The sequence below is a fragment of the Butyrivibrio sp. INlla16 genome (assembly GCF_900104155.1).
Classification (GTDB): domain Bacteria; phylum Bacillota; class Clostridia; order Lachnospirales; family Lachnospiraceae; genus Butyrivibrio.
Genome location: NZ_FMYB01000003.1, coordinates 79503 through 93432, shown reverse-complemented (window position 1 = coordinate 93432; position 13930 = coordinate 79503). Strand labels below are relative to the sequence as shown.

Genomic DNA, 13930 nt, shown 5'->3' with positions numbered 1-13930 from the left:
TTTAAGGTGATTTTTATCGGAAAGGCTGTTTTTTATGCTTAGTTTTTTTAAAACATCGTTAGTTGGTCAGTATATTTTTGTGTTTTTGCTTTCAATGGTTCCGCTTGTTGAACTTCGTGGAGCGGTACCTGTAGCGCATGGCTTTACGCTTACATCAACAGGTTTTAATCTTATCCTTGGATATATAATTATAGCTGTTGGAAATATGATCCCTATGCCATTCATTTTCTTCTTTGCAAGAAGACTTCTGGAGTGGGGGAAGGACAAGCCTGTAATCGGTGGATTCTTTAACTTCTGCCTTACGAAGGGTGAAAAAGGTGGAATGAAACTTCAGGAAAAAGCAGGAGGCGGACTATACTGGGCTCTTCTTCTTTTCGTAGGAATCCCTGTTCCGGGAACAGGTGCATGGACAGGAACACTTGCAGCTTCTATCCTCGATATGGATTTTAAGAAAAGCGTAATGGCTGTTATCGGAGGCATAGCCCTTGCAGGTACAATCATGGGAATTATAAGTTTCGTTACTACCAGCGCTATCGTTGGTGTTGCGGGCTGATATTTCAGGTAAGTGAAAAAATAATGGTGCGATTAAATCAATTATGCGTAAGAGGCGAGATTTAATCGCACTATTTTTTTTGGAACGTATTTTTGTTAGAATAAAATGTCGAGCAATAAGGGAGTAGATGATTATGGAAGCCTATACCGATTTTGCAAAAGTATATGATGAGTTTATGGACGAGACCCCATATCACGATTGGGCTGCGTATATATCGCGGCTTATTTCGGGATATGGGATTTCTGTTCCTTACAAGAAAAAAAGTGAGGACCCCACGCAGGAAGATGGGGCAGAAAGTCAGGATATTGACGCCCCCACCTCACAGCCGGGAGAAGAGGAAGAAGAGGACAAAGAGGCACTACTTCTGCAGGAGCAGAACCTGGTGGTAGAGCTTGGCTGCGGCACCGGCAGCTTTACCGAGGAGATGGCTAAACTTGGCTATGATATGATAGGCATAGATAACTCCGGAGAAATGCTGGGGATAGCCAGAAACAAGATGGAAAAGGCGGGACTTGATATCATGTACCTTGAGCAGGATATGTGCGAGCTTGATCTTTTCTGCACCGCAGGGACGATAGTCAGCGTTTGCGACAGCATAAACTATCTCATTGAGGACGAGCAGATACGGAAGGCATTCACGAAGGTGAATAATTATCTGTATCCCGGCGGACTGTTTTTATTCGATTTCAATACCCTGCACAAATACAGAGATGTTATCGGAAACGTGACAATTGCGGAGAACCGTGAGGACTGCAGCTTTATCTGGGAAAACTTCTTCGACATCGATACGAATATAAATGAATATGATCTCACACTTTTCGTGAAAAAAGATAAGAGTGGCGACAAGGAAGAGGAACTCTTTGAGAGATCGATAGAGACGCACCTTCAGAGAGGGTACACTTTAGATGAGATGAAAGCATTCATCGAACAGGCCGGGATGAGCTTCATAACCGCGATAGATGCGGATACGCACGAACAGCCAACAGAGGATAGCGAACGAATCTACGTGCTTGCGAGAGAGCATGGTAAGTTAATGAACTAATAGAGGAGAATACATAAACTATGAAAGACGGATTTATTAAGGTGGCAGCAGCCACTCCGAAGATCAGGGTCGCTGACCCTTTTTATAACGCTGACAGAATAATGGAGCAGATGGATGAAGCGGTGAAAAAGGGTGCAAAGATAGTCGTTTTCCCTGAGCTTTGTGTGACAGGATATACCTGTGGAGATTTGTTCCTGCAGGATGCATTACTCAAGGGAGCAATGAAGGCACTTGGCAAAATTGTAAGCCATTCCGAAGACCTTGACGCCGTATTTTTTGTGGGAGTTCCTTTTGAATACGACGGCAAGCTCTACAATTGCGCTGCCGTTATCAATCAGGGCGAGATATGCGCGATGATCCCCAAAATAAACATTCCTAATCACGGGGAATTCTATGAGAGAAGATATTTTGAGAGCGGGGCTGATTTTAATGAGACAGTCTACGTGTCCGCAGAGAATCTTTTTAATGATTATGTCGGAGGTTCTAAATATTCCGACTATGACGGGGATGATGAAGACGACGATGAGGATGAGGACGATATCGACAGCTTCGACTTTGGAAGAGAGATAATTGATCTGTCAGAAGTGATGCACGGACTGAAGATAGGCTGCGAGATTTGTGAGGATCTGTGGGTGCCGGACACACCTTCCACAGCCTATGCGCAGCAGGGAGCGACCATAATTGTGAATCTCTCGGCGTCGAATGATCTTATCGGAAAAGACTCCTACAGAAGAAGCCTCGTGCAGGCTACGAGCGGACGACTTATCGCAGGCTATGTATATGCTTCTGCAGGTGAGGGAGAGTCGACCCAGGATCTTGTTTTCGGCGGACATAATATCATAGCCGAGAACGGAACAATTCTTGCCGAGCAGACACTTTTTGAAAACGGAATCACTTACGCTGACATTGATATAAACAGAATCCTTCATGAGAGACAAAAGACCACAACCTTTGTTACAAAGCATAGTGAAGATGATTTTGAGACAGCTGAGTGTGATATAGAATTTACAAAGACAAAGCTGGATAGAAAATTCCCCAGAAAGCCCTTTGTGCCTTCATCTGAATTCGAGCGTGCAAAGAGATGCGAGCAGATTCTTTCCATACAGGCAATGGGACTTAAAAAGCGTCTGGAGCATACAGGCTGCAAAACAGCTGTAATTGGTGTTTCCGGCGGACTTGATTCTACACTGGCACTCCTTGTCACAGCGAGAGCATTTGATTCGCTTGGCCTTAAGAGAAGCGGAATTATCGCTGTTACTATGCCCTGCTTTGGGACAACAGACAGAACCTATAACAATGCCTGCAGTCTCGCGAAGGCTCTTGGAGCAACACTTCAGGAGGTGAATATCAAGAAGGCTGTGACCCAGCATTTCAAGGATATAGGACAGGATCCTGATAAGCACGATGTCACCTATGAAAACAGCCAGGCGAGAGAGCGCACACAGGTGCTTATGGATATTGCGAACATGAAGGGCGGAATGGTTATCGGAACCGGCGACCTTTCCGAGCTTGCCCTTGGATGGGCCACCTATAACGGTGATCACATGTCAATGTACGGTGTTAACGCCGGCGTTCCGAAGACACTTGTAAGGCATCTGGTTAAATACTATGCAGATACCTGCCCGTTTGTGATTTCTGTCCCGAATAAGAAAAAGGGAGAAAAAGCACAGGATAAAACCTCAAAGAAGACTTCAGCAAAGGAAGCCAAAGCCTCCGAAGTTAAGACGGTAAGAGAGGTACTTCTTGACGTCCTTGATACGCCTGTAAGTCCTGAGCTTCTTCCGCCTACTGACGGAAAGATCTCACAGGAGACAGAGTCCATTGTGGGGCCTTACGAGCTGCATGACTTTTTCCTGTATTACATGTTAAGGTGGGGATATTCCAAGGAAAAAATCCGAAGAATTGCTTATCTCGCTTTTTCAGAGGGCAAAAAGAAGAGCTCAAAGAAGAGCGCGGGAGCCGTTGAAGATGGCGAGGAAATATACGATCATGCCACAATAAACAAGTGGCTTGATATATTCTGCAAGCGCTTCTTCACACAGCAGTTTAAGAGAAGTTGTCTGCCTGACGGACCGAAGGTCGGATCCGTAGCGGTTTCTCCGAGAGGTGATCTCAGAATGCCGTCTGATGCAAGTTTTGCGCTTTGGATGTGAGAAGAATATTTCCCCTCCTCAAGGGGAAGGGTTTAGAGAATTCTTATAAATTCTTCTAACCCAAAAATATTTTATGCCTTAACAAAAAATTAAATAAGTCTGAAAAACGGTGGCATGAACCGTGACAAAAAAACTGTCATTGTCAATGCAAACCTAGCTAGTGAAAAAAGCCCTGCAATCTGCAAAAATAAGATTGTGGGGCTTTTTTGTTATGGAGGGCGCAATCTATGATAAGAAAAGTGTTGGAAAAATATATCGCGGCTACGCTTTGTGCGGCAGTAATACTGACTTCATTTGGGACGGAAGCGGCAGCAGCCGTGCCATCAACTTACGCTGACTATGTAAAAACAGATGGCAATTATGCAAGTCATCTGTCAGGTATCTACAAAGAAGGATACAACCAGGTAAAAGAACTGGCGAACGGAGAACTCTGGGATTGCGGAACTAAATATATACCGGGGGCCTATGCCTATGCCTTTGATCATCCCGCGACATTTGTTGATTATAACAAGGGAATATCTGCAGATAAGGGTGCAAAGGTTCTTTCCAAAGCGGCGTCGATTGCTGCAAGTGTTTCCGGAAGTACAAGATTTGAGATAGCTTTGGGGCTCTATGACAAGGTAATGGCGGCTGTCTCCTATGACAGAAACGGGGTTAACGGAGCACAGTCAGCTTATGAGGCTCTTGTTTTGGGAAAGGCGGCCTGCACAGGCTATGCTGCATCCTATAAGCTTTTGTGCGATTTAAGAGATATTCCATGCTATATGGTTACGGGAACTGCAAGTAATGCAGGAGGAAGTGAAAGGCATGCCTGGAACATTATCCAGCTCGATGACGGAGAATGGTATGAGGTAGATGCTACCTGGGATGACAGCCTTGGAAGACATGACTTCTTTGGCCTTACAACCAAACAGATGAAGAGCTACAAGGTAGCGAATCAACATACCACACATACAAGAGATACAGCTGATACAGCAGATGTAAGTGGTTCCGATATGGAGAAATTCAAGAAAGAATTGGAAGTGATTTATGGAACCATTCCAACAGCAAATGGCACACAATACAGATATGGCAATGTTTTCGTAGAAAAAGACGGACTGACCTATTACATAACCAGTAAATCGAAGAAAACTGCCAGACTCATCGGGATAAGCGATAAGAAAAAAAATAAGAAGTCGGCTCTTAAGCTGGAGACTGTAACCTTCAAAGGAAAAAAATACAAGGTTACAGAAATAGGGAAAGGAGCATTAAAGGGTGCCAAAGCTAAATCGGTAACACTTGGTGCAAATCTTAAATCTATAGGAGATGAGGCTTTCAGCGAGTGCAGAAATCTTAAGGTGATAAAAGTAAAGTCAAAGAAGATTAAATATGTGGGGGAGAATGCATTTTATGGCACTCCTGATAAAGCAAAATATAATTTCCCTGGGGGTAAGAAAAAGAAGTACAAGGAACTGTTTTTGTCGGCAGGTGCTTCGGAGAATGCAAAGTATAAATAAGAGCTGTTAATAAATTATTGACTTTAGACGAGGGGGTAAGCTTATGAGTATAAAAGCAATTTTCAAAAAGATGATCGTTATCATGCTGACTGCGGCAATCACAGCGGGAGCCTTTTTATATATCGCGCCTTCAGCTGATGCAGGAACCGTATATGCAGCATCTACTAAGAAAAAAGAGAAGAAGGCCTATAACAAGATAATGGCACAGCAGTCAAAATATCCTGAAGGAATGGCCTGGAACGATTCCAATAAGTATAAAGGAAGAACTGCGTGTCAGGCATTTGCCTTCCTAATGAGTGATATAGCCTATGGAAAGAACGCAAAGTATTATTCTCATTATGATTTCGGTGTGCTAAAGGTTGGAGATATTATCATAACAACGCAGGGCGGAACTCATGCTGTGGTCGTACTTAATTGTGATGTCTCAAACGACAAGATAACAGTTTGTGAGGGTAATTATGGAGGAACGGTTCACTGGGGAAGGGAGATTGCGATATCGGAACTTGCAAGAAGCGGACATTGCGTTATTTCCCGTATTCCATATAAAGAAAACCATAAGGCAAGCTTGAAGAAGCCTAAAAAGGTAAAAAAAGTAACGTATAAGGTATCAGGGGGAGATAGCTACTTTTATCCAAGTCCGGCAGTAAGTTGTACGACATATCAGTACATTATCTCAACAGATAAGGCATTTCCCTACATGAACTCGCAGGTGGCATATCCGAAGGAAGGTGAAAACTTCGTATACGCACAAGGCACAATTTCGGGATGGGGCACGGCATATATAAAGGTGCGGGCTGTCAAAATATCAGGTGGCAAGGTAAGTTACGGAAAATGGTCTAAGGTATATAAGATAAACTGATAGGGGGATCTGCTCATGAAGAAAAGACTCACAGGTGCGCTGATAATTTGTACGATGTGTCTGTTTATGCCTTTTTCCGCGAAGGCCAAGACAAAGGAAGCGGATGTAAAGGATGCACTCTATACGGACGGTTTCGAAAAAGTAAGCGACTACGAAAAGTACGCTAATGAGGATGCATCTGTAAAGGACAACCTCGTGTGGGTTGAGGGCAGAGGCATCTCATATAATGAAAAGGCGAAGTCCATTATTATCAGGACTGTGGACGGTGAATGGGCAGCATACTGCGGTGAAAGCGGGACATCAAGTTTTTATGCACTGGCTTCGCAGGCAGTGGACAAGGATCTTCGTGTTTTTGGAAAATACACCGGGATATCTCAAAATCTAGGCATACCGGAAGTCAGTTTCATAAATTCGGACATTTATGGCGGGTGTTACAGAATTGAGAGTACGGATAACTCCTACAGAATTTCTTTTTGCGACTATGCTGTGGAACAACCGGCTCTGGAGAGTGAATACTCTTACGGCGAAGCTACATTTAAGACTTCATCAGCTTTTAAAACCGAGGAATCAACGGATACACTTTACATATATTACTCCGATAAAATTCCTGCGTTTCTGCTTGCTCATACCGATGACTTGACGGATTCTGCTTTCGATAAAATTTCCGATGATGAGCTTCTGGAGACCTTTGCTGATGTTTATCTTGAAAGCTCCGAAAAACTTATCAGCAGAAAAGAAGTGCAGATCGGTGGAAGAAAGGGGCTGATTTGTGAGTCGACCTTCACAGTTGAGGATGTGTCCTGTCCGATGAATCTGTACAGTTATATGACCGTCATTGACAGACGCTTTTATTACTTTGGCAACACCGAGCCCTACCTTTCAACCGAGACTTTTAAGAACATTCTGATGGAGATTGTAAGTGATATCACAATCAAAGGCGATAGTAATTCGGTATCAGGAGCTGTAAATAAGATTCCCTCAAAAGAAGATCTGGTGGGCGATTATCTTATGACCTATGAGACAGTGACAGCTTCCGGTGAGACAAACACAAATACCGCTGACAATAAGATGACTATGGCAGATCTTGAGGATTATGATGAGAGCACCGGCGTCTACGCATATTCGGGTGATGGCTTTGCCATAGTTCTTACCTTTGAATTCGATCAGAAAGGAAAGGTTGTGTGTCATGGCACAGTAACCTATGATGATGCTGTTTCTTCAATTTTAGGAAAAAAGAAAGACTGATTGGCACATTTCATGACAAAAATGTTATACTTTACATTAAGAAGATTGGTTTTCTTGTGGGGTATAACAAATGAATATTTCTGAAAAGCTTGATTTTCTAATGAATATCACAAATACGCGCAATTCAGCGCTTGGCAAGGCTCTCTCGTTTGATCCTTCTTACATAAGCAGGATCAGATCAGGGAGCCGTGGCATTCCCAAGAGCCAGCCTTTTTCAAGGCCTGTGGCGGCTTACTTTTCCAGAAACATAAAAGACAGATACCAGCTGGAGACACTCTCCAAAATGATCAGGGGAGATGAACATGTGCCCATCGACGAGGATGAGCTTGAGAAGCTTATCTATGACTGGCTTCAGGATGATCTTAGTAAGGATGAACGCGGTGGTACCATGTCGGGACTAATCGATGATATCACGCAGATGCTGGAGAGCTATGACAAGGGCAGACCGGAAATGTTCGATACCCCGGCTTCTTTGGAGGCTTCGGCGGAGAGCGACGAGAGAGTCATCCCGGTGGGAGTATTCTATGGGAACCAGGGGAAACGTGACAGTGTAAAAAGATTCCTCTCATCGCTTCTTATGCAAAAAAGACCATTCATGCTTTATCTGTATTCGGATGAGGACATGAGCTGGCTTTACGAGAATCCCTCCTTCGCCAGAGAGTGGACAGGACTTCTGGTAAGCCTTATTAAAAGCGGCTCACACATACAGATAATACACACGATAGGACGCGAGTTTACGGAGATGATGGAGGCGATAAGAAAGTGGCTTCCACTGTATGCAATGGGTGCTATTGAGCCCTATTACTGTCCCAAAATGCGTGACAAGATATATAGGCGATCGCTGTTTATAGCAAAGAGATATTCGGCCCTTATATCGACCTCTGTGGGTGACAAAACAGAGGGGATGGTAAATTTCCTAGTGAGAAATACAGAGGCGGTATCTGCGCTTGAAGCAGAGTATCAGAATTATCTTGGTATGTGCAGACCTCTTATGAAGATGTACGTTTCCAAGGACAGGGAAAGGTTTACTGATATTCTGCTTGGTGAAAATGCAGTGGCGGGGAAATTTTTCCTGTCAAGTCCCGCGCCATCACTCTGGACCATGCCTAAAGATATAGCAGCAGCCATAGCTAAGAGGGCAAAGAGCATTGATGTTATAAATGTCTCCAAGGCACTAAACGAAAATATGATAAGAGTGCTGGAAGGGGGAGGGGAGATTACCGAAATGATCGCGCTCCCCGATAAGGACAAGTTGATGGCGAATGGTGCACCGCTGCCGCTTGCCGATATGTACGGAAGTGCGGATTACAGATATACCGGTGATGAATACTTAAGACATTTAAAGCATGCAGCCGAATTGTCGGAAAAATACGAGGGCTACAGAATTATAGCTGTGAATCAGATTCCATCTTCAATTATCATGATGACTCATCTCGATTCGGATACGATAATAGCAGGTGCAAGTGCGCCTACGACGGTATTCCATATATCGCACCAGCAGTTTTCCTATGCCTTCTATGAGTACCTTGAGCGCATAGAAAAAGACAGCCCTCATCATAACGACAAAGCGCTGTCTTCATATCTTGAATAATTTTAGACTTCTCCTTCAAAAACTGTGGTGGCGGGACCTGTCATGTAGACTACATTTTCTTCTCTGTCCCACTTACAGTTTATCTCGCCGCCTCTTACGTGAACGGTGATATTATCGGAGGTGTGATCATTTAAAACGCAGGCAACAACTGTTGCGCAGCAGCCTGTACCGCAGGCGAGAGTCTCACCTGTGCCGCGCTCCCATACACGCATATGGACGTTCTCTCTGTCATCGATAGTTACGAATTCAGTGTTGATGCAGTTGGGGAAGAACGCGTGGTGTTCAAATCTGGGCCCGATTTTTTTAAGGTCGAGTGAGTCGAGATCGGTGCCTCTGTTCAGGAAAACTACGGCATGAGGATTACCCATAGAAACACAGGTTATGTTGTAATCCTTATCCAGAACTTTAATGGGGTAGTTTACAACCTGCTTACCTGCCATGACCTTCTCATCGGGAAGAGCTACCGGAATTTCAGCAGGTGTAAGGATAGGCGCACCCATGTTGACGCGAACCTTTGTGACCATGCCATCTTCGGTCTTGAGATCAAGATATTTAATCTTGCCACCGCTGATGATGCGAAGCTTTTTCTTATCGGTAAGACCTTTGTCATAGACGAACTTGGCAACGCATCTGATGCCGTTACCGCACATCTCGGAGTAGGAGCCGTCCGCGTTGTACATCTCCATCTCGAAGTCAGCAAGGTCACCTGCTTTGTTTATAAAAATAACTCCGTCTCCGCCGATACCGAAGTGCCTGTCGCTGAGGAGTCTCACAAGCTCGGGTTTTTCTTTTTTGGGAATGTCCTCACGGCTTCCGTCAATATAGATGTAATCGTTGCCGCAGCCGTGCATTTTAGTAAAGTGCATATATGAAAATCTCCATTTCTTAAGCAATAAATACAACATTGATTATACGCGCAAATTTTTTATGATGTCAAAAAACTTTTTCGATTTAATTCGCGAAAGTACTTGCTATTAAAATTCTTCTGTGATAATATCGTTCGAGGGCGTACAAATGTCCGCGCCACAAAAACACCATAAAGCAAGGAAATATCGCTTATGAGAGAAGAAACAGGATACTACGTGCTCAAAAAGCAGGCAGTTCCGGAGGTTTTGCTAAAGGTTCTCGAGGCTAAGAAGCTGATAGATACCGGTAAATGCAAGACAGTCAACGAGGCAGCAGAACGCCTGGGAATCAGCCGTAGTTCATTTTATAAGTACAAAGATGATATCTATGAATTTCATGACAGTCTTCAGGGTACCACTCTTACACTAAATCTGCAGATGGATGATGAGCTCGGAGTTTTATCCGAAGTGCTCCGGATAATCTCAAAGTGCGGGGCAAACATTCTGACAATACATCAGGCGATACCGTATAACGGAGTCGCAGCACTGTCTGTAGGTATTCAGGTTTTACCCACCACAGGGAATATAACGGATATGCTTACTAAGCTCGAGAAGCAGAGCCGTGTACATAAGGTGCAGATAATCGGCAGAAGCACCGAGGTTTAATAGCCTATATTTGAAAAAATTTATCTATTAGGAGGAAGTCAAAATGGCAAAGATTGCAGTATTAGGATACGGCACGGTTGGAAGCGGTGTCGCAGAGGTTCTGGATGTCAACGGAGCCTGCGTAGAGGATAGTGCCGGTGAGAAGATTGAGATCAAATATATACTGGATCTTAGGGATTTTCCGGGAGATAAGCATGAGAGTCAGGTAGTACACGATTTTGATGTAATCTTGAATGATCCTGAGATTGAAGTTGTTTGTGAGACAATGGGAGGCATTGAACCTGCTTTCACTTTTGAAAAGAAGGCACTTGAGAGCGGCAAGAGCGTATGCACTTCCAACAAGGAACTCGTTGCAGCGCACGGACCTGAGCTCGTAGAGCTTGCAAAAAAGAACAATGTAAGCTATCTGTTTGAAGCCAGCGTTGGCGGCGGAATACCGGTTCTTCGTTCCATGAATGATTCTATTCGCCACGAGAGACTTGATTCCATCACAGGTATCTTAAACGGAACAACCAATTATATCCTGACCAAGATGGATCAGGAGGGAGCCGATTTTGACGCAGTGCTTAAGGTGGCTCAGGATAAGGGCTATGCTGAGAGAAATCCCGAGGCTGACATCGAGGGACACGATGCCTGCAGAAAGACTGCAATTCTTGCTTCCATTATGAGCGGTCAGTTTGTAAAGCACGACGATATTTATACAGAGGGAATTACAAAGATTACAGGTGAAGATTTCGAGTATGCGAGAGAGCTTAACATGGCTATCAAGCTTCTCGGAAGCTGCAAGAGAGAGGACGGCAAGTTCTTTGCGATGGTTGCTCCTTTCCTTATTCCTTTTGACAATTCACTTTCAATGGTAAACGGTGTATTCAATGCCATTGATGTTCACGGAAATATGCTTGGCGATGTAATGTACTACGGTAAGGGAGCAGGAAAAAAGGCTACCGCTTCCGCAGTTGTAGCAGATGTAATTGACATTGTCCGTCACAAGGGTAAGCACATCGACTGGAACCTCAGAAATGTTCCCGCAGAGGTTGCACCGATAAATGATGATATCAGGAATTTCTTTGTAAGATGCGATGCTTCGGCAGAGACCGGCGCAAAAGAGCTTTTCGGAGATGTAAAGCAGGTTAAGTCAGATAAGGTTAGCGGCGAGTTTGCATTTATTACACCTGAGATGACTGAGGGCGATTTTGCAAAGAAGTTTGCGGAGCTCGACGGAGCAAAGAGTTATCTTAGATTATTGTAATTTACAGAGGAGTGATTGAAAAAATGAGCAAGGTAGTGAAATTCGGCGGCAGTTCCTGCGCCGACGCAAAGCAGTTTCAGAAGGTAGCAGATATCGTAAAGAGTGACAAGGACCGCAAATATGTTGTTGTATCTGCGCCCGGTAAGAGAACAAACCTTGATACCAAGGTTACGGATATGCTCTATCAGACCTATGAACTTGCTGAGAACGGAAAAGACTTTTCAAAGGAGCTTGCAGCAATCGAGGCCAGATTCAATGAGATCATAAAGGGACTTAAGCTTAAGATGTCCTTAAAGGAAGAGTTTGCCGAGATCGAAAAGCAGTTCAAGAAGAAGGCAGGAAGTGATTATGCCGCATCAAGAGGTGAGTACTTAAACGGTAAGATCATGGCACAGTACCTGGGCTTTGAATATATTGATCCCGCTGAAGTTGTTCTTTTTGATGAGGACGGTTCCTTTGATGCAGAGATAACTAACAGAAGAATGCAGAAGCGTCTGGCTAATATCGAGTATGCTGTTGTATCCGGTTTTTACGGTGCTTATGAAGACGGCAGAATTAAGACCTTCTCAAGAGGTGGTTCAGATATCACAGGTTCCATCATCGCACGTGCTATTCACGCTGATGTATATGAGAACTGGACAGATGTATCCGGATTCCTTGTTGCGGATCCCCGAATCATCGACAGACCTGCTCCGATCCAGACAATTACTTATACAGAGCTTCGAGAGCTCGCATACATGGGTGCTTCCGTCCTTCACGAGGATGCGATTTTCCCCGTAAGAAAAGAGGGCATTCCGATCAATATCAGAAACACCAACAGACCTGAGGACAGCGGCACCTGGATCGTTGAATCCACTGCTAAGAAGTCCAAATTCACAATCACAGGTGTTGCCGGAAAGAAAGGCTTCTGCTGTGTGAACATCTCTAAGGATATGATGAACTCAGAGGTCGGATTTGTGAGAAAAGTTCTTCAGGCATTTGAAGATCAGAATATTTCAATCGAGCATGTTCCTTCAGGAATCGACACTATGACAGTGTTCGTTGCCCAGGATGAGTTCATCGACAAAGAACAGGCTGTTGTTTCAGAGATCCACCGCCTGGCTAAACCTGATCTTCTTGAGATTGAGTCAGACCTTGCACTTATCGCAGTCGTTGGTAGGGGAATGAAGAGACAGCGCGGAACCGCTGCAAGAATTTTCTCCGCACTTGCACATGTCAATGTAAACTGCCGAATGATCGATCAGGGTTCATCCGAGCTTAACATTATCATCGGTGTTGAGAACAGAGATTTTGAGAAAGCCATCAAGGCTATTTATGATATCTTTGTAGTTACACAGCTGTAATATAATCCTCTCATCCGTCGCGAAGCGCCGGATGAGGGGTTATTGCATCAAAAATCTTATGAAGTCCGCACCTACATCCGTTCTCTCACTTGAAACCGCAAGCCCCACGATGGGTGAAACTCCCGGGTAAAAGCCCATTGCGGTAAGGTGAGGATTATCCTTCAAAACAATTCCCACAGGAATCAATTCGGATTTAACATTCTCATTTTTAACATACTCTCCGGTATCCATGTCATATTCACCGTTGCTGTTATAATCAGCTGTATCAAAGTAATAAACGGCGTCACCGAAACTCTTTAATTCTTCTTCACTGAAACATTCTCTAAGATCCAAAAACAGTTCGCTCTTTGCATAATTATCGAATACGTCCTTATCGGCCATGAGCACGTCGAGATCATGAGCTGTTATCATTCCGTAGAGTCTCTCTGAATTAGCTACTGTGTAACTGTCCGGATTCTCGATGTTTATGACTGAAGATGAATCTATAAGTACGTTATATTGTGATGTGTCGATTTTTTCATACTCAGCAAATTCGTCATGCAGAAGCGTTGCATCCTGAGTGTTTGCCGCATTTACTATGGTGACGGATATGGCATCAGGTTTTCTTGTAAGGATATCCTTTGCAAAGGAAGCAATACCGATAATCACTATCAAAGCTACGATGACGTGAATTTTGTAGTAATCCCAAAAATAATCCCAGTGAGCCTTAAAGCCCATGCCTTTCAAGGCTTGCCACTGGTGTCTCTTCTCTTCGTTGATATTCATTTTTTCATATACTCCATCCAAATTTAATTAGGCCACCCTCAATATTTTTTAAAATATGTTTAAAACTATTATTGACGGGAGAATACACTTAATATATCATAACGTTTAAAAAATATGGAAGGA

Annotated in this window: 12 protein-coding genes; 10 read left to right on the top strand and 2 right to left on the bottom strand. The window is 43.9% G+C overall.

What is annotated here, in order from left to right:
• Window positions 1-34: 34 nt before the first annotated feature.
• From BLR42_RS02355 to BLR42_RS02325, 7 genes are all read left to right on the top strand, one after another.
• Window positions 35-553 (top strand): COG2426 family protein, encoded by a 519-nt coding sequence (locus tag BLR42_RS02355; protein ID WP_242829167.1) that lies wholly within the window; start codon window positions 35-37, stop codon window positions 551-553.
• A 133-nt stretch (window positions 554-686) separates the two neighbouring features.
• On the top strand, window positions 687-1595 hold the full coding sequence (locus tag BLR42_RS02350; protein WP_091866323.1) for a class I SAM-dependent DNA methyltransferase: 909 nt from the start codon (window positions 687-689) through the stop codon (window positions 1593-1595).
• Window positions 1596-1615: 20 nt separating this feature from the next.
• Window positions 1616-3748: an NAD(+) synthase gene (locus tag BLR42_RS02345; protein ID WP_091866321.1), complete on the top strand. Its 2133-nt coding sequence runs from the start codon at window positions 1616-1618 to the stop codon at window positions 3746-3748.
• A 227-nt stretch (window positions 3749-3975) separates the two neighbouring features.
• On the top strand, window positions 3976-5244 hold the full coding sequence (locus BLR42_RS02340) for a leucine-rich repeat protein (protein ID WP_091866319.1): 1269 nt from the start codon (window positions 3976-3978) through the stop codon (window positions 5242-5244).
• Window positions 5245-5287: 43 nt separating this feature from the next.
• On the top strand, window positions 5288-6103 hold the full coding sequence (locus BLR42_RS02335) for a hypothetical protein (RefSeq protein ID WP_091866317.1): 816 nt from the start codon (window positions 5288-5290) through the stop codon (window positions 6101-6103).
• 15 nt (window positions 6104-6118) lie between these two features.
• Window positions 6119-7348, top strand: a complete 1230-nt coding sequence (locus BLR42_RS02330) for a hypothetical protein (RefSeq protein WP_091866315.1) — start codon at window positions 6119-6121, stop codon at window positions 7346-7348.
• 70 nt (window positions 7349-7418) lie between these two features.
• On the top strand, window positions 7419-8939 hold the full coding sequence (locus BLR42_RS02325; protein ID WP_091866313.1) for a hypothetical protein: 1521 nt from the start codon (window positions 7419-7421) through the stop codon (window positions 8937-8939).
• A gap of 2 nt (window positions 8940-8941) precedes the next feature.
• On the opposite strand, the gene dapF is transcribed toward BLR42_RS02325, so the two are convergent.
• Window positions 8942-9805, bottom strand: a complete 864-nt coding sequence (gene dapF / locus BLR42_RS02320) for a diaminopimelate epimerase (RefSeq protein WP_091866311.1) — start codon at window positions 9803-9805, stop codon at window positions 8942-8944.
• Window positions 9806-9997: 192 nt separating this feature from the next.
• Here dapF and BLR42_RS02315 point away from each other — a divergent pair, with 192 nt between their 5' ends.
• From BLR42_RS02315 to BLR42_RS02305, 3 genes are read left to right on the top strand one after another with little or no spacing between them, the layout of a single operon-like run.
• Complete coding sequence (locus BLR42_RS02315) at window positions 9998-10450, top strand: ACT domain-containing protein (RefSeq protein ID WP_022760845.1); 453 nt, start codon at window positions 9998-10000, stop codon at window positions 10448-10450.
• A 43-nt stretch (window positions 10451-10493) separates the two neighbouring features.
• Window positions 10494-11699: a homoserine dehydrogenase gene (locus tag BLR42_RS02310; protein ID WP_091866309.1), complete on the top strand. Its 1206-nt coding sequence runs from the start codon at window positions 10494-10496 to the stop codon at window positions 11697-11699.
• A gap of 23 nt (window positions 11700-11722) precedes the next feature.
• A complete protein-coding gene (locus tag BLR42_RS02305; protein WP_091866307.1) occupies window positions 11723-13042 on the top strand; it encodes an aspartate kinase in 1320 nt (439 codons plus the stop codon).
• Between the two features lie 39 nt (window positions 13043-13081).
• Here BLR42_RS02305 and BLR42_RS02300 read toward each other — a convergent pair whose 3' ends face one another.
• Complete coding sequence (locus BLR42_RS02300) at window positions 13082-13807, bottom strand: hypothetical protein (protein WP_091866305.1); 726 nt, start codon at window positions 13805-13807, stop codon at window positions 13082-13084.
• Window positions 13808-13930: the final 123 nt, after the last annotated feature.